The sequence below is a fragment of the Catenibacterium sp. UBA627 genome (assembly GCF_002299355.1).
Lineage (GTDB): Bacteria > Bacillota_I > Bacilli_A > Erysipelotrichales > Coprobacillaceae > Catenibacterium > Catenibacterium mitsuoka.
Genome location: NZ_DBPF01000056.1, coordinates 1 through 17,679, shown reverse-complemented (window position 1 = coordinate 17,679; position 17,679 = coordinate 1). Strand labels below are relative to the sequence as shown.

Genomic DNA, 17,679 nt, shown 5'->3' with positions numbered 1-17,679 from the left:
TTGGAGGATTATTATGTGTGGACGTTATTATTTAGATGAACAATTGAAATATGATTTAACAAGATGGGTCATTATTCCTGATGGACATATGTTTCCTTATGGAGATATTCATCCAGGAGAGGAAGGCTTTATTATTTTGAAGGGTCATTATGGAGACTATAAGACATGGGGTTATCCATTAAATCAAAAACGTGTCTTTAATGCACGCATAGAAACAGTATTGGAAAAGAAGATGTTTAAAGAAGATGCAGTAAAAAGAAGATGTATTATTCCAATCAGTGGTTTCTATGAATGGGATAGAGCGCATGCGCAATATCGCTTTACTAATAATCATATTCTTTATCTTGCAGGTATCTATCATGATAATTATTTTACAATACTTACAAAAGAAGCAGAAGACATCATGTCTAACATTCATACAAGAATGCCTGTCATTGTTTCATTTGAAGATATAGATTTATGGCTTAATGAAGGAAGAGTATACAAAAAAACCAAAGACTCTTTAGAAGTCCTTGGTTCTCATAAACAAATATCATTAGATGATATCAGTGACATCAATCCATGATTCCTGGTGGGCATATTTTTCTAATTCTGGAATAGTGAGCTTAATAGCGCTATTAGGACTGCCACATGCTGGATAAACATGATCAAAACGTTCTAGAGACTCATCAAGATAGACTTTAATACCTTCTTTTAATCCAAAAGGACAAACACCACCTACTGGATGACCAGTCAAAGATTCTACTTCATCTCCATGAAGCATTTTAGCTTTCTTGTGAAAGAATGATTTATATTTCTTATTGTTGATTCTTGCATCTCCGGCCATTACAATTACAATGACTTCATCCCCAACATGAAAAGACATTGTTTTCGCAATTTCCTGTTCTTTACAGCCAATAGCTTGTGCTGCAAGTTCCACGGTCGCACTTGATACAGGAAACTCTACAATATGTGTATCCAAATTATATTGTTTGAAATAATTTCTAACAGAACTTAAAGACATAATAACCCCTCCTATCAACATATTAACTAGATATGTTGATAAGGATTATACCATAAAAACTGAGTTTTTCAATAATCACAACCTTTATTTTCTTCTTGGATAGAAAGAATCAAAGCACCTAGCAATCCATATTCCTTGAAATGTTCAATAAAGTGAATATCGGGAAGATATTCTTCTGGAAAGTATTTCTTTAATAATTCTCTTAACTCATGTTTATTAGTATATTTACATGATACGATCAATATTTCAGGATCATAGATAGAAATGACTGCAGCAGCCTGATAGGCAAGGAATTTTAATTGTTCCTCTGGTGTCTTTTGAAATTGTTCTCTGTTAAATGGCAGATATTTGGCTTCTCCTGCTATCTTATGCGCTCCTTCTATTAATTGTCCTTTAAAGACAGAACCTATACCACAAGGTCTGCCCATGGATGGCTGATAAAGAAAAGAGATTGTCTGGTATTCATTCTGTGAAATATAATAACCAGATACAAGGGCATTGACATCATTAAATAAATAGAAACGTTTATTTGGATAACGTTTATTAAGCGGTCCTAAGACATTGATTCTTTGGTCACGGAAGTCCATATAACCATCATGAATTATACCTGGAAGACTAATTCCAATAATAGGAATATCTGGATGAAAGAGTAATACTGTATCAAGGATATCAAAGAGGTCATTCACTTGAAAATCAAACTTAACGACTTCATTATCTAATAATATTTTGTTGTTAGGATCAAAAACACGATATATCATTCTTGTACGATGACTTGTGCGAACTGTCGCAATGGTTAAAATCTTTGTCTGATGAGGTACTGGACGACTAATGACAGGTAAACAAGCCGTAGTTGGATGACGACGAGACGATAGATGTTCATCTAAGAATTCTAATAATGCGCCTGCATCATATTTTGCGAATATTGTAGAGGGGATAGTCAGTACTATCTTCTTTTTAAAGCATGTTTCTAGTTTTGTCTTTTTAGAGCTCACCTGTGGAGCCACAAGAATCGCATCATAATTCTTCGCAATATCATAGAGTTCATGGTAAGCAATCGCATCAAATTCATAATTCTTAGATAAAAGCGTAGTCGCTTCATTGAGTTGTGCGGCAAACATACCTGTAGTGAGGCCGCTTGTACATGTTAAAAGAACACGAACAGGAGGTTCATTGATCAATTGTTTAACACATTGAAGCATTTCTTCATATAAAGAAATGGCATGACTCATAGTATGCATCTGAAAATGAAGATAGAAGTCTATCTTATCAGTGACGAGATTTGTGACGGATAATTCAATCAGGTTATGGTCATTAAATACCACTTCGGCATGACAATAAGGCGTTGTGAGAATAACTTTTTTATTTTCTTCTTTAATATCACAGCCCTCAATAGACTGAATGAGAATCCATTCCTTGAATAATAATGTATGTATATCTCTTAAAAATTCATCCATAATAATCACCTCAACAATAGTATATCAGAACGATGCTGAAATGAGAGATTTTTTAAATATATTGAAAAATGATGCTAGATTCTTGTCAAAATAGTTTTGAAAAGCTGTTCATAATTAGAAAATGATGTTTCTTTATGGATTCTTATATTATAATACTTAAAAGAGATTACACTATAATCTATTGATATAGGAGAAAACATATGGGGAAATATTTATTTTTTGATATAGATGGTACTTTATTAAGTGATGTCACACATACTGTGCCACAAAGTGCAATAGAGGCTATTAAGAAAGCAAAAGAGAATGGACATCATTGTTTCTTCTGCACAGGAAGAAGTTATTTTATGACAAAGGAAATTTCTTTTACAGGAATAGAAGATGCAATTATTGCGAATGGTGCAGCAGTGATTCGTGATGGTAAACCAGAATTACAGAAAATCATTTCAGAAGATGTTGTAAAGAAAACACTTGAACTTATTGAAGAATTAGGTGGAGGCTATCAAATTATAGACTGGAAATATGGTTACCAGAATCCTTATACACATGCTATGTTTGAAGAACAGTTCAAAAAGAAATTTGATGAACCTGTTGAAGAAGTGTTCAAGAAAAAGAGTATGAAGACAATGGCTGAAACAGAGAATAATCCAATTCTTAAGATTGATGCGACTTTTGATACGGTAGAAGCAGCTGAGAGATTCATGAAAGAATTAGACCCAAGTTTGACTTTTATACCAGCTGGAGGCTATACATCAATATTTGGTGCAAAGGCTGGAGAAATGATGATTAAAGGTGTATCTAAAGGGGCGACTATTCAAAATTTCATGGAGTCTATTGGTGAACCAATAGAAAATGCCTATGCATTTGGTGATTCTACAAATGATATAGAAATGTTGGAAATGGCTGGTACTGCTATTGCAATGGGCAATGGGGCTGAATTGGCAAAGGCTGTTGCAGATTATGTGACTGATACAGTGGATAATGATGGAATATATAATGCAATGGAGCATTACAAACTAATATGATCTATTATGGAAGAGAATGCCAGATTTATGGCAATCAAGATGCTGATGTTTATATCTTCTGTTTCTTTCATGATTGCACTTCAATTGTAGAATCATTTACAAGAGACTATTGTCTCATTGCACCGGTCATCAAGGATTGGAATGATGAATTATCTCCTTGGGCTGCTGATGGTTTTGGCGGAAAGGGGAAGGAACTTGAAAAGTGGATTCTTTCAACTATGACTTCTTCTCATCATTATCTTATTGCGGGTTATTCTCTTGGTGGCTTGTTTAGTTTATGGATGTATGGAAGACATCAATCTTTTATAGGATGTATAAGTGCATCGGGTTCCTTATGGTTTCCAGGCTGGATGAACTATCTTCATACGATTCATCGAAAAGGAACTGTTTATTTATCTCTAGGTAGAAAGGAATCAAAGACTAAGAATAAACTAATGTGTACAGTAGGACAAAATACAATAGAAACCTACCATTACTTAAGCAAGAATAACATATGTATATATATAGAAGAGAATGGCGGTCATTTCACTGAACCAGGTCAAAGAATGATTAGAGGTTTTAAATGGCTTTTTGAAAATTTATCTATCTTTTTTGAATAAACTATGTTAGAATACACACGGTCGCAAAGGCATTTAAAAAAATATGCGATTAATGCCCATTAGAAAATGATTTTTTTGATTGACTTATAATCTCGTTTTCATTATAATGGGTGATGCAGTTATAGAGGGTGATCAAGGTGAAATGGAATCGTAATTGGTTAGTCAAACAGAAAAATGGAAAATTTGATTTCGAAGAAACGATAACATTTCCTAAAGAAATGTTCTATAACTTATCTCGAATCAATGATTTGAAGGATGTGGAAGTTACAGGATCAGGCAACTTCAATAGTAGTGAAGAACGTCTTTATGTAACCTACCATGTTCAGGGAACAATGGTTGTTCCTTGTGCTATATCATTGGAAGATGTTGATTACCCATTTTCTATTGATACAGATGTTGTGTTTGCGTTTTATAAGCCTGATGAAGACGAAGATGTTGTAGAAGCAAGAAAGAATGTTGCTGATCTTACTTCTGTCATATTCCAAGAAATCATGATGGCTATTCCAATGAGAGTTGTGAAGGAAGGCGCAAAGATGAAAACAAGCGGCTTAGGCTGGAAAGTTATGGATGAAAGCGAAGTAGTCGCAAAAGAAGAGGATACAATCGATCCCCGTTTAGCAAAACTCAAAGATTATTTCAAGGATCAGGAATAAGGAGGTAGAACAAGATGGCAGTACCATTTAGAAGAGTATCAAGTACAAGAAGAGACAAGAGAAGAACTCATGACAAATTATCAGCTCCTGCAGTTGTTAAATGTCCAGAATGTGGTGAATTCAAATTAGCACATAGAGTTTGTGGTCATTGTGGTTATTATAATGGCGTTAAAGTTAAGGATGTAAAATAATTCCTTTGGAGAGATGAAAGTCTCTCTTTTTTTTATTTTTAAGAGGATTTTTAGCGTTTTGTGCTAGAAATCTTTTTTTTCTGTTTTATTTCCATAAATTTCTTGTCTGAATGTGGATTGTAAGTCTATAATAGTGGTAACAAGTGTAAAAAGGTGGAAAATTGTGGAAAGGTGTGGTGAGTAAGGTATGTTCTATGGCGAGTACAAGCACAATCTAGATACTAAAGGCCGTTTGAGCATTCCTGCTAAGTTCCGCGGAGAATGCGGAGACCATGTCTATATCATGAGAGGCCACGAAGGCTGCCTTGATATTTATACAGAAGAAGGCTGGCAGACTTATTATGAAGAGTTAAAGAAACTCTCTAATAAGAAGAAAGAAGAACGTGCTTATTTGCGTATGGTGACTTCACGTATGAATTGCAGCGAATTTGATAAATTAGGTCGCATCAATATTCCCCAGGTATTACGTACACATGCTCATTTAGAGAAGGAGTGTACTATTGTTGGTGCTGGTGAACATATTGAAATATGGGATACTGCCAAGTGGGAAGCATTCTATGATGAATATGATGACCAGTTTGATGAATTGTCAGAAAGAATATCAGAAAATGAGGAATGATAAATATGTTTGAACACTATAGTGTATTATTAGATGAAACAATTGATGCATTAAATATAAAAGAGGATGGTATTTATGTGGATTGTACTCTAGGAGGAGGGGGACACAGTTCTCGTATTCTAGAAAAACTGACAACAGGGCATTTATACTGTTTTGATCAGGATGCACATGCAATTGAGGCAGCAAGAGAAAGACTGTCTCAAATTTCGGATAACTTTACAATCATCCATGCGAACTTTAAGGAAATTAAAGCAAGACTTTCGATGGAAGGTGTTTATAAGGTGGATGGTATTGTATTTGATTTGGGTGTATCATCTCCGCAGTTTGATAATGCTGAAAGAGGATTTAGCTACAATACAGATGCAAGACTTGATATGCGTATGAATCAGGAACAGCCATTAAGTGCATATGAAGTGGTGAATAACTACTCTTACCAGGATTTAGTGACTATTTTATATAAGTATGCAGATGAGAAGTTTGCAAAATCGATTGCAAGAATGATTGAAAAAGAAAGACAGGTTAAGCCTATTGAAACAACTTTTGAATTAGTGGAAATTGTGAAAAAGGCAATTCCAGCACGTGCAAGACGTACAGGTGGTCATCCAGCTAAACGTACATTCCAGGCTATTCGTATTGAAGTCAATGATGAGTTAAATGTATTTGAACGTGCTTTGACAGATTCATTAGATTTATTGAACGTAGGTGGACGTGTTGCAGTCATCAGTTTCCATTCATTAGAAGATAAGATCACTAAGTATATGTTTAATGAAAAGACTGCAGTACCAGACTTGCCGATGGGTATGCCAGTTATTCCGGAGGAATATCAGCCTCATTTTAAGAAAGTAACAAGAAAACCTATTGTGGCAGATGAAAAAGAATTATCTGAGAACAGACGTTCTCATTCAGCTAAATTAAGGGTTATAGAAAGGATACGTGATGAATGATGAAAAGAAGAAAATCAAGATTTTTAAAAATGACAGAAGTGTTGCTTGCTTTCTCTTTTGTGCTATTTTTGGTAGGTAGTATTTATTTGAATTCTTATGAATCACAATTAAATGCAAATATCAAAGAGACACAGGATAAAATTTCTGAAGTACAATCAGATATTGATGCTTTAGAAATGTCTAAACAGGAATTGGCTTCTTTTTCACGTATGAAAGATGTTGCAACAAAGAAAGGTTATGATTATCAGCCTAGTTCTGCAGCTGCTGCAGTAGTAGGAGCTGAAGAATAATGAAGAAATCTAGAAATAGAAGTGGTCAGGTTGTTATGCTTGTATTCCTTTTTATGATGATTGTGTTAGGAATCAATGTCTGTTATTTGTGTACAACAGGTAAGACAATGATCAGTAATGTCAACGTGAGAGACTTTGCGAAAAATCGTGGAGGAGGACAAGTGACTAAGGTTGTTCAGGCAGCCCGCGGTACTATTTATACAAGTGATAATGAAATCATCGCTTCGGATGTAAAAAAATATAAGTTAAGAGCAGTTCTTTCTGAACGTTATAGTAAAGAAAAGGTACCTGCTTATGTTCTAGATAAGGATAAGACGGCAGAACAGCTCGCACCTATTCTAGGTGTATCTAAAGATGCAATTATGAAGAGCTTAAATAAAAAAGCTGATTCAGTAGAACTTGGTGAGTGTGGTAGTAAGCTTTCAGCTGGAAAGAAAGCAAAAATCGAAGCGTTAGAACTTCCGGGTTTTAGATTCACCAAAAATAGATTTGCTGATACATACACTCTACAAGTGGTTCTAGAGGAGTGCTATACAAGTAAAGAAGTTCCTGCTTATGTTGTGGATAAGAATAAGACAGCAGAACTGTTAGCACCTATCTTAGGTGTTTCAAAACAAACAGTTTTATCCCGCTTGACTAAGAAAACATATCAGGTGGAATTTGGTAACTATGGTCGTAATCTTTCTTCAATCACGAAAGAAAAGATTCAATCATTAGGATTGCCAGGTCTTGAATTTGATGAAATTACATCTCGTAATTATCATTTTGGTGATTTTGCAAGTTATGAAGTAGGATATGCAGCTGTGGCTGCAGAAACAGATCCTTACAATATCGTTGGACAGATGGGTATTGAAAAGAGCTACAATAACTGGCTTAAAGGTACAAATGGTGAAAAAATCTACTTGGTAGATTCTAAACGTAATACATTGCCTAATGGTGTTATTTCTGATAAGAAGGCAGTAAGTGGTAATGATGTTTATTTGACAATCAATTCTACTCTTCAGACAGAACTGGATTCATTAATGAAAGATATGCAGGAAAATACGGATGCAACTAAAGCCTGTGCTGCTGTTATGAATGCGAAGACAGGTGCATTGCTGGCGATTTCTAACTACCCTTCATTTGATCCTAATAAACGTAATTTTTCAAATTATAATGATACATTCCTCAACGAAGCATTTGAATGTGGTTCGGTTTTCAAGCCATTTGTATATGCGAATGCTTTAACGGATGGTGTATTAGACTTAGATAGTAAATATAACTCAGGAACATATGACTATATATCTAATGGCCGTGTGATTGCAACAATTCATGACCATAATAGAATAGGATGGGGTCGCATTACTTATCGTGATGGTTTGTACCATTCTTCAAATACAGCTATTTGTCATATTCTTGCTGAACATACAAATATGTCCAGTCTTATTGAAGATTATAAGAATCTTGGATTATTCCAGACAAGTAAGGTGGATGGCTTGTCTTCAGGAAGTGGTGTAAAAGGCTTTGATGGTAAAACAAAGAGTCTTGAATATTTCACAACTGGATTTGGTCAAGGGTCTTCTATCACGACATTACAGCTGTTAAGAGGTTATTCAGCATTTGCGAATGACGGACGTACAGTAGAGCCTTATCTAGTAGAAAAAGTTGTTAATCCAACAAATGGTAAAACACTTTATAGTGCCAAGACTTCTTATTCTAAGAAAATCTATTCTACTGAAGCAGTTGCACAGATTAGAACACTTCTTTATGGTGTTGTTAATATTGATGGTTCTACAGGTCGTGATTATAAGGATTCATCAGTTGAAATCATCGGTAAGACAGGTACTGGTCAGATTGCGGAAAATGGTGCTTATTCATCTACAAAACATACACATTCCTTTGTTGGTATGGCACCTTATCGTGATCCTGAAGTAGAAGTGATTGTCTGGTTTCAGAATGAAAAGAGCGGTACAAATTATTCTGGCACACTTGTTAAGAGTATTATTAAATCGGCATTAAATATCTTAAGTAAAGATACTGAAAAGGTGAATACAGCACCTTATGTATTAAATAACTATATGAACCAGAGTACACAATATGTGGAAGGCATTTTAAAGAAGCATTCATTAACACCTGTTGTAATTGGTGATGGTTCTACTGTTATTGGACAGTATCCATCTGGTACAACTGAAGTAACAACAGGATCTAAAGTTCTCGTGTTAACAGATGGACAGAAATATACAATGCCTTCAATGCTTGGCTGGTCTCGTAAAGAAGCAGAAGCCTTTGCATCATTGACAGGTGTTGAAATTAAGATGAATGGTCTGGGTTCTATTTATGCTCAGAGTATTACAAAGGGAACTGAACTGAAACAAGGCACTGTCATTGAGCTTTATGCAAAATAAAGTGACATTGTATTTACACCCATATTATGCTACACTTGTGGGGTAAAATAGAGGGAGGAAATTTTCATGTTTCTATTAATGATCAGTTTTATAGTGGCATTAGCGCTCGTACTTGTCGCAATGCCTAAGGTTATACCTTACTTACATAAATTAAAGTTTGGACAGGTGGAAAGAGAAGAGGGACTCGCTTCTCATAAGAAAAAGGGTGGTACACCTACAATGGGTGGTGTGGTATTCATTGTAGCTACTGTGATTGCTGCTTATATCTGTCACTATCAGAATTTCATGAATCCTTATGTCAACTTATTGACATTCTCATTATTAGGATTCGGTATCATTGGATTTATTGATGACTATCTCATTGTTGTGCAGCACAGCAATAAAGGGTTGAAGCCAAGCTATAAATATGCAATGCAGTCAGTTGTGGCAATTGCATTCTATTTCTTAGCGAAAAAATTCTTACCTAATTTCTCAACAGAAATTATTATTCCTATTGCTCATATTAGTATGAATCTTGGATGGTTCTATCCAGTCTTTGTTTATTTCATGTTTACTGCAGAATCTAATGCCGTAAATTTAACAGATGGATTAGATGGACTTGCAACAGGTCTTATGATCATTGCATTAACACCATTTGTCGCTTTTGCAATTTTAAGCAAGAATATTGAAGCAGCAATATTTGGTGCTGCATTAATGGGTGGTTTGACTGGTTTCTTAGTATTCAATGCACATCCAGCTAAGATTTTCATGGGTGATTGTGGTTCTCTTGCTTTAGGTGGTATTCTTGCGGCATTTGCCGTCATCACTAAACAGGAACTTCTTGTGCTTATTGTTGGTATTGTGCCACTAATTGAAACTTTATCTGTATGTATTCAGGTTATTTCATTTAAGACAAGAGGTAAGAGAGTCTTCAAGATGGCACCTATTCATCATCATTTTGAAATGTGCGGATGGAGTGAAAATAAGGTTGTTGTCACTTTCTGGGCTGTCGGATTTATTGCTGGTATTATTGGATTATTGTTAGGGGTGTTATAAATGTTTAAAGGCAAAAAAGTACTTGTATTAGGACTTGCAAAAAGTGGAAAGGCAGCAGTTGAATTATTAAAGTTCATGCATGCTGATATCACTATAAATGAATCAAAGAAAAAAGAAGATATTCCTGAATATGACACATATGTGAGTGAAGGAATTGAAATGGTATGTGGCGGACAGCCAGATGAATTATTTGAAAGAGATTTTGACTTTGTAGTTAAGAATCCAGGTATTAATTATCATGCGCCATTTATCTTACGTTTAAAAGAACGTGGTATTCCTGTTTATACAGAAATTGAATTAGGCTATAAGGTGGCTAAAAAGCAGCATTATATTGCTGTAACAGGAACAAATGGAAAGACTACGACTGTGACTTTGATTTATGAAATCTTAAAAGCTGCAGGTCGCAAGGCACATATTTGCGGTAACTACGGTATTCCTTATTGTGAAGTTGTATTAAATGAACATTTATATGAAGAAGAAGGACATGATATCGTTGTTGAAATGTCTAACTTCCAGTTAATTGATATTGAAGAATTTAAGCCTGAAGTGGCTACTGTATTAAATTTAACACCTGATCATCTTGATTATATGGATTCTTTAGATGAATATTATGCATCTAAGATGCGTATTTATATGAACCAGGATGAGAAAGATTTATTTATTAATAATAGCGATGATGAGACTTTACAGTCATATTTAGCAAAGTATCCAGTTCCATCACGTATTGAAACATTTTCTGTCAAGGGACAGGGAGATGTAGAACTTAAAGACAATGCCATTTATTACAAAGGTCAGAAGGTTATAGATCGTGATGAAATCAAGATTGTTGGTTTGCATAATGTAGCCAATATGATGGTGGCTATTGCATCATGCGCATCAGTAGGTGTCTCACTTGATTCTATACATGATACACTTGCAGCATTCAAGGGTGTAGAGCATCGTATTGAATTTGTAAGAGAACTTGATGGAGTACGTTATTATAATGACTCTAAAGGAACAAATACAGATGCCGCAGTGATTGCGATTAAAGCATTTGAAAAACCTGTTATTTTATTGATGGGTGGTCATGAAAAGAATCTTGATTTAAAAGATGTGAGAGAACTGAATCCTCTTATTAAGACGTTGATCTGTTTTGGTGAAACAAAGGAACGTTTCTCTAAAGATATGGCACATCCTCATACTATTGTTGTAGATCATATGAAAGATGCTGTCTTAAAAGCAAAAGAAATTGCCAAAGAAGGCGATGTTGTATTGCTTTCTCCTTCAACAAGTTCATTTGATGAATTCCATAGTTATGTTGAAAGAGGAAATGTCTTCAAGGACATCGTGAACAAGTTATAGGAGTGGGTTAAATGAAAATTATAGTAAGTGCTGGTGGAACAGGAGGACATATTTATCCTGCTCTTGCCTTAGTTGATTATATTAAAAAATGTAATCCAGATACAGAATTCTTATTTGTTGGAACAACAGATAGACTAGAGTCTCAGATTGTACCTCAGATGGGACTTAATTATCGTGGTTTACATGTAAAAGGTCTTGTAGGTAATCCTTTGCAGAAGGCAAAAAATGCTTTAATTTTCTTAAAGTCTTTAAAGTCTTCTAAGAAGATTTTAAAAGAATTCAACCCTGATATCGTGATCGGGTTTGGTGGATATCCAAGTGCATCCATTGTTTTAGCGGCAACTCAGAAGGGTTATAAGACAATGATTCATGAACAGAATTCCATCATTGGTTTAACAAATAAAATCTTAATTAAACGTGTAGATGAAATCATTTGCTGTTATGAAAAAGCTTTAAAAGCATTCCCTCAGGATAAGACTAAGCTACTTGGTAACCCTCGTGCTTCTGTTGTATCTGAAGGTGTACTTAAAGATGTGCATGATCTTTATAATATTGCTCCTGATAGAAAAGTTATGGTGATTGTTATGGGATCATTAGGATCTGCAACAGTCAATACAGTTATGAAGGATGCATTACATAAGATGGATCATAAAGATTATGATGTGCTTTATGTTACGGGTAAGACTTATTATGAAAAGATGAAGGAAGAACTTAAGGACTTAAGTCACTCTATTCATGTATTACCTTATATTGAAGATATGCCAAGCGTATTACATAGTTGTGATTTAGCAGTCAGTCGTGCAGGAGCTACAACTCTTGCTGAAATGACAGCACTAGGTACTGCATCTATTATTATTCCTAGCCCATATGTGGTAGCAAATCATCAGGAATATAATGCCCGTGAACTTGTCAACAAGGGTGCAGCACATCTTATCCTTGAAAAGGATTTAAATGCAGATGCATTTGTAGAAGTCGTTGATCAGTATATGAACAATGAGGAAATGCGTAAAGAATTATCACAAAAAGCACTTGCTTTAGGTAAACCTCATGCATGTGAGGATATTTATAAAGAAATTTTAAAGTTAACAGGAGGACGCTAATATGGATGTGAAGCAGGTATATGAAGATCTTATGTCTATGGAAGTAGGCAAGGTGATTGAAAATGAACCTATGTACAAGCATACAACCTATAAAGTGGGTGGACCTGCCAAGATATTCGTTAAAGCAAAAGATATCGATTCACTTATTCAGACTCTAAAATATTGCCGTGATCATGACATTAAACACATGGTTATTGGTAATGGCAGTGATCTCCTATTTAGTGATAAAGAATATGATGGTGTGATCATCTCAATGAAATCATTTGATGATGTTAAGATGAATGGCAGCACTATTGTGGCACAAGCAGGTGTTTCTATGATTGCCTTAGCTTATTCAAGTGCCAAAGCAGGATTATCAGGCTTTGAATTCATGGGTGGTATTCCTGGAGATATGGGTGGTGGCATTTTTATGAATGCTGGTGCTTATAAGTATTGTATGGCAGATGTATTCAAGTGCGCACGCGTACTTGATGATGAACTCAATGTGATTACATTAAGCAAGGAAGATATGGAATTCTCTTATCGTCATTCCGTATTACAGAAGCATCCAAATTGGATTATTCTTGATGCAACATTTGAAATGACAGCGAAAGATCCTGGGGAAATCCGTAAAGTGCTTGATAAACGTAAAGAACGTCGTATGAGTACACAGCCATGGAATTTCGCATGTGCAGGAAGTGTCTTTAGAAATCCAGATGAAAAACCTGCATGGCGTTATATTGATGAAGCTGGGTTGCGTGGTTATGAAATTGGTGGTGCACAGGTATCACCTAAACATTCAAATTTCATCGTAAACAATGGCTATGCAAGTGCTAAGGATATACTTGATCTTATTCGACTTGTTGAAAAGACTGTTTATGAGAAGTTTGGAGTTAAGCTTCATAAAGAAGTTATTTTAGTGAATTGGGATTAAATATGGATAAGAAGCCCGATTTTCTATTCAATGAATATGATCGCAGCCCATCACGTGAATTGATTGAAAAGAGCAGACGAAGAAGAAAAAGAAGAAAGCGTCGTTTGATGCTTATCGGTATAATTCTTCTAGTTATTTTAGGATATATTGTATCCCCATTATCAAAAGTCATGTCTATTCATGTCACTGGTAATTCTCAGCTATCAAAAGATCTGATTGTGAAGGAATCAGGTATTACAAATCATACTTATCACTTGTTGTTGAACAATGACACAATTAAGAAGAAGTTGAAAAAGACAGGGCTCGTTACTAAGGCGTATGTCACTCATAACATTTTAGGTGGTGTCTCTATTGAAATCCAGGAAGCAGGTTTAGTGGCTTATATGGAACTTAACAACAAGACTTATGTGGTGACTGAAGAAGGAAAGCTTATTGAAGTTGTTGAAGGTATGAATTATACAGGTCTTAAACAGATTCCTAAGATTTCAGGATTTAATGATTTAAAGGCAGTAGAAGAACTCGCAGGTCAGTATGCTTCTATTCCTGTTACTATTAGAAATGCTGTAAGTGATATCGTTTATTATCCGGAAAAGGGATATGATGAACGAGTAGCCTTGATTCTTGATGATGGAAAAAAACTGATTGTAGATATTGAAGACATGAAGGATACATTATCACCATCACGCTTCAATTACTCGGCTTATATGCAAAGTAAAAGGGATATTTGTGTATTCTCGTTTGAGGGAAGAAATTTATATATGACTAAATGTGAGTAAGAAATGACTTAAGTAGTCATATAAATGTAACTTGTGATAAGTAATCTATAAATCGTTTTCATTAGTATGTAATTATGATAAAATAAGATTATATATAAGGAGAGTGTCTATGAAAAGAATATATGCTGTTTTAGACATCGGTTCTACGACACTGAAGTTACTTGTCGCAGAGTTGATGAGCACAAATATTAATATACTCTTCACGAAAAAACTAGCGAGTCATGCTATTGAAGGTGGCTTGATTAAGAATGAAGAAGTACTGGTTGATGAAATCAGATCAATCATAAAAGAAGCAGATGATGAACTAAATACAACAATTACATCTGTAGCTCTTGTTCTTCCTAGTAATTATGCAAGAACATATGAATCTAAAGGTATTACCAAGGTGAACTCACCTCAGGATAAGATAGAAATCAGCGATGTTGTGCGTGCATTAAAGATTGCACAGCGTTTTGAAAAGAGTAAGAAAGAGGAAATTGTATCAACTATTCCTGTAAAGTATCGTTTGGATACTAAAGAAGTAGATCGTATACCTCTTGGCTTACGTTCAGCTTCATTGAAGGTAGAAACACTTGTGATTACTACAAGCAAGAAAGTATTGTATTCTTACTTAACGGCTGTAGAAAAAGCAGGATTAGATGTTATTGATATTACTATTGATGCCTATGCTTCTGCAAAAGAAGCATTTGATGCAGCTTATCTTCAAGAAGGTGCTGTGATGATCAATATCGGACATGATCATTCAACAATATCTTTCTTTGAAGAAGGATACCTTAAATACTTAAAGACTATTCCAATGGGTGGTTATACACTCACTGCTGCAATTGCGGATGCATGGCAGATTTCAATGGAACAGGCTGAGATTTATAAAGTGAAATATGGTACATGTGAAAATGATCTTGGTGAAGAAGATGTTATCCATACTACGATAGTAGATGGAGTTGAAAAGAACTATACTCAGAAAGATTTGGCTGAAGTATTACAGACAGCAGTCTGGGAAATGATGGCACAAATCAAGAATTGTTTGGAAGCCATCAATGATGGACGTACTTATGAAACAGTTGTCGTAGGTGGCGGAGGCGAACTGCCTTGCCTGAACTTAATCGCAACAGATGTTTTAGGTACACCTGTAAGATGTTATCGACCAGAAACAGTAGGGGCTAGAGATATGTCTCTTGTTCCTTGTTTGGGTATGTTATATTGCTTAGATGATCGTAAAGAATTGATTGGTGATGACCAAGTTTCATTGGTTCTTCCTGATCTATCTAGTACGATGAGTTTGAAAGTGAGAGGCTTAACGATGGCTAAGACAGAAACAACTCATCATCAAGGCAAGTTTAGAAAGTTTTTTGATTCGATATTTAATGATGATTAAGCGAGGGTAGGACAATGGATGAAAATTTAGACTTTGTGAAAGTTGCAAAAATAAAAGTTATTGGTGTAGGTGGCGGTGGAAATAACGCCGTAAATAGAATGGTCACTGATGGAGTAAAAGGTGTTGAATTCTATGTTGCAAATACAGATGCTCAGGTATTAAAAGGAATTACTGGTGTTAATAAGATTTTCTTAGGAAAGGATTTAACTCAGGGATTAGGTGCTGGAGGAAATCCAGAAGTTGGACGTAAAGCAGCTCAGGAATCAGAAAATGAAATCAGAGAAGCTTTATCTGATGCCAACATGGTCTTTGTTGCTGCTGGAATGGGTGGCGGAACAGGTACTGGTGGTGCACCAGTCATCGCTAAGATTGCAAGAGATTTAGGTGCCTTAACAGTAGGTGTAGTGACTTCTCCTTTCACATTTGAAGGGCCAAGAAGAAAGAAACAGTCTTTGGCTGGACTTGAAGAATTACGTAAGAATGTAGATTCTATTATTGTTGTTTCAAATGATCGTCTTCTTGAAGTTATTGGTGGACGTCCAATGAATGAAGCGTTCAGAGAAGCAGATAACATTTTACGTCAGTCTGTGCAGACAATTACTGACTTAATTGCGATTCCAGCATTAATCAACCTTGACTTTGCTGATGTATGTTCAGTTATGAAGGATCGTGGAGATGCACTTATCGGTATTGGTATGGCTGATGGTGAAAACAAGGCTCAGGAAGCTGCAAAACGTGCCGTTTCTTCACCATTATTAGATATTTCTATCGCAGGTGCTAAGGATGCGATTGTTAATATTACAGGTGGACCAAGCATGTCATTATTTGATGCAAATGAAGCGTTTGCAACTATTCAGGAATCAGTAGGTGAAGAAGTCAATACTATTATGGGTGTTGCAACTAATGATCAGTTAGATGACCAGATCATCGTTACTATCATTGCTACTGGTTTTGAAGAAGATCAGCCTGAAGAAGAACCTGTTACTCCAAAACAGATATATACAGTGCATGGAAATAAAACATCTTCTGTCATTGATGACGATGATGAAGATCCATTACCAGGATTTATTAGAAATAGAAAAATCTAAGCTAACATTATGTTAGCTTTTTTTTACAAGGGGGATTTATTATGCATAAATTTGGTTTTATTGGCATGGGAAATATGGCAAGTGCTATTGCCCAAGGATTTGTAGAATCTGGTTTTATCCCAGGTGGACAGGTATGTGCTTATGATTTAAATAAAGCACAGCTTGATAAGATGAGTACTTTTGGTATAAAAGCCAAAAGTAATGCACATGAAGTCGTTTCTGAAAGTGAAATTATATTCTTATGTGTTAAACCACAGGTTATTGAGTCAGTTGTTTCTGAAGTGCGAGAAGATCTCAAAAACAAGGCCGTTGTTTCCATTGTTCTTGGTTATGACTTTGATAAATATAACACTTTACTAGATGCTTCAACAAGACACTTAACTGTTATGCCTAATACGCCAATGGCTGTTAGAGAAGGTATGTGCTTATTAGAACAGGAACATTCTTTAACTGAAGAAGAGTTTAACTATATTAAAGAAGCATTCTCTTCAGTAGGAGAAATCGAAGTTGTCCCTAATCACTTAATGGGAGTAGGAGGCGCATTATCAGGATGTGCACCTGCTTATATCTATATGGTCATTGAGGCGTTAGCAGATGGTGCTGTTATGCAGGGAATGCCTAGAAAGATGGCTTACAAGCTTGCAAGTCAGACGGTACTAGGATCAGGTAAGATGCAGTTACAGACTGATCTTCATCCTGGTGTCTTAAAAGATAATGTTACTTCACCTGGTGGATCTACTATTAGAGGTGTAAAAGCATTAGAAGATGCAGGTATGCGTTCAGCATTTATTAATGCGATTGAAAAGTCAATGAATAGATAAATCGTAGTCTATAGGCACTAAAATAGTGTCTATAGACTACTTTTTACATTTTTTAACAAAAAATGAATAAA

19 protein-coding genes are annotated in these 17,679 nt (G+C 35.4%); 17 read left to right on the top strand and 2 right to left on the bottom strand.

The window, feature by feature from the left end; all coding sequences use genetic code 11:
• The first annotated feature begins 13 nt into the window (after window positions 1–13).
• Window positions 14–565, top strand: a complete 552-nt coding sequence (locus B2S90_RS04040; protein WP_055233523.1) for an SOS response-associated peptidase — start codon at window positions 14–16, stop codon at window positions 563–565.
• Here B2S90_RS04040 and B2S90_RS04035 read toward each other — a convergent pair.
• Window positions 536–1,003, bottom strand: a complete 468-nt coding sequence (locus B2S90_RS04035) for a YbaK/EbsC family protein (protein WP_286696570.1) — start codon at window positions 1,001–1,003, stop codon at window positions 536–538. The two genes, B2S90_RS04040 and B2S90_RS04035, sit on opposite strands and share 30 nt — an antisense overlap.
• A gap of 68 nt (window positions 1,004–1,071) precedes the next feature.
• Window positions 1,072–2,457 carry a hypothetical protein gene (locus tag B2S90_RS04030; RefSeq protein ID WP_286696569.1) on the bottom strand — a complete coding sequence of 462 codons (1,386 nt, stop codon included), beginning with the start codon at window positions 2,455–2,457 and terminating at the stop codon, window positions 1,072–1,074.
• A gap of 200 nt (window positions 2,458–2,657) precedes the next feature.
• On the opposite strand from B2S90_RS04030, the gene B2S90_RS04025 reads away from it, so the two are divergent.
• From B2S90_RS04025 to proC, 16 genes are all read left to right on the top strand, one after another.
• On the top strand, window positions 2,658–3,479 hold the full coding sequence (locus tag B2S90_RS04025) for an HAD family hydrolase (protein ID WP_055233522.1): 822 nt from the start codon (window positions 2,658–2,660) through the stop codon (window positions 3,477–3,479).
• On the top strand, window positions 3,476–4,078 hold the full coding sequence (locus B2S90_RS04020) for a hypothetical protein (protein WP_055289063.1): 603 nt from the start codon (window positions 3,476–3,478) through the stop codon (window positions 4,076–4,078). The genes B2S90_RS04025 and B2S90_RS04020 overlap by 4 nt, the downstream gene beginning before the upstream one ends.
• 137 nt (window positions 4,079–4,215) lie before the next feature.
• Entirely contained in the window at window positions 4,216–4,731 is a 516-nt protein-coding gene (locus B2S90_RS04015; RefSeq protein WP_278780706.1) for a YceD family protein, read from the top strand.
• Between the two features lie 14 nt (window positions 4,732–4,745).
• Window positions 4,746–4,922 carry a 50S ribosomal protein L32 gene (rpmF, locus tag B2S90_RS04010; RefSeq protein ID WP_006504992.1) on the top strand — a complete coding sequence of 59 codons (177 nt, stop codon included), beginning with the start codon at window positions 4,746–4,748 and terminating at the stop codon, window positions 4,920–4,922.
• Between the two features lie 187 nt (window positions 4,923–5,109).
• Window positions 5,110–5,541 (top strand): division/cell wall cluster transcriptional repressor MraZ, encoded by a 432-nt coding sequence (gene mraZ / locus B2S90_RS04005; RefSeq protein ID WP_278860603.1) that lies wholly within the window; start codon window positions 5,110–5,112, stop codon window positions 5,539–5,541.
• A 5-nt stretch (window positions 5,542–5,546) separates the two neighbouring features.
• Window positions 5,547–6,485, top strand: a complete 939-nt coding sequence (gene rsmH, locus B2S90_RS04000; RefSeq protein WP_055233520.1) for a 16S rRNA (cytosine(1402)-N(4))-methyltransferase RsmH — start codon at window positions 5,547–5,549, stop codon at window positions 6,483–6,485.
• On the top strand, window positions 6,482–6,775 hold the full coding sequence (locus tag B2S90_RS03995; protein ID WP_278780707.1) for a hypothetical protein: 294 nt from the start codon (window positions 6,482–6,484) through the stop codon (window positions 6,773–6,775). Before rsmH ends, B2S90_RS03995 begins: the two co-directional genes overlap by 4 nt.
• Complete coding sequence (locus B2S90_RS03990) at window positions 6,775–9,159, top strand: penicillin-binding protein (RefSeq protein ID WP_279067316.1); 2,385 nt, start codon at window positions 6,775–6,777, stop codon at window positions 9,157–9,159. The genes B2S90_RS03995 and B2S90_RS03990 overlap by 1 nt, the downstream gene beginning before the upstream one ends.
• Before the next feature lie 66 nt (window positions 9,160–9,225).
• Window positions 9,226–10,194 (top strand): phospho-N-acetylmuramoyl-pentapeptide-transferase, encoded by a 969-nt coding sequence (gene mraY, locus B2S90_RS03985; RefSeq protein WP_278860600.1) that lies wholly within the window; start codon window positions 9,226–9,228, stop codon window positions 10,192–10,194.
• Window positions 10,195–11,535, top strand: a complete 1,341-nt coding sequence (gene murD, locus B2S90_RS03980; RefSeq protein ID WP_278780709.1) for a UDP-N-acetylmuramoyl-L-alanine--D-glutamate ligase — start codon at window positions 10,195–10,197, stop codon at window positions 11,533–11,535. It begins immediately after the preceding gene.
• An 11-nt stretch (window positions 11,536–11,546) separates the two neighbouring features.
• Window positions 11,547–12,635 (top strand): undecaprenyldiphospho-muramoylpentapeptide beta-N-acetylglucosaminyltransferase, encoded by a 1,089-nt coding sequence (gene murG / locus B2S90_RS03975; protein ID WP_279148264.1) that lies wholly within the window; start codon window positions 11,547–11,549, stop codon window positions 12,633–12,635.
• Between the two features lies 1 nt (window position 12,636).
• Entirely contained in the window at window positions 12,637–13,548 is a 912-nt protein-coding gene (gene murB, locus B2S90_RS03970) for a UDP-N-acetylmuramate dehydrogenase (RefSeq protein ID WP_055233515.1), read from the top strand.
• A gap of 2 nt (window positions 13,549–13,550) precedes the next feature.
• A complete protein-coding gene (locus B2S90_RS03965) occupies window positions 13,551–14,324 on the top strand; it encodes a cell division protein FtsQ/DivIB (protein WP_147556498.1) in 774 nt (257 codons plus the stop codon).
• Between the two features lie 109 nt (window positions 14,325–14,433).
• The gene (gene ftsA, locus B2S90_RS03960) at window positions 14,434–15,699 is read left to right on the top strand and encodes a cell division protein FtsA (RefSeq protein WP_055289067.1); all 1,266 of its coding nucleotides are present in this window, start codon (window positions 14,434–14,436) and stop codon (window positions 15,697–15,699) included.
• Between the two features lie 14 nt (window positions 15,700–15,713).
• Window positions 15,714–16,787 carry a cell division protein FtsZ gene (gene ftsZ, locus B2S90_RS03955; RefSeq protein ID WP_055289069.1) on the top strand — a complete coding sequence of 358 codons (1,074 nt, stop codon included), beginning with the start codon at window positions 15,714–15,716 and terminating at the stop codon, window positions 16,785–16,787.
• A 41-nt stretch (window positions 16,788–16,828) separates the two neighbouring features.
• Window positions 16,829–17,608: a pyrroline-5-carboxylate reductase gene (proC, locus tag B2S90_RS03950; protein WP_055289071.1), complete on the top strand. Its 780-nt coding sequence runs from the start codon at window positions 16,829–16,831 to the stop codon at window positions 17,606–17,608.
• The last annotated feature ends 71 nt before the right edge of the window (window positions 17,609–17,679 follow it).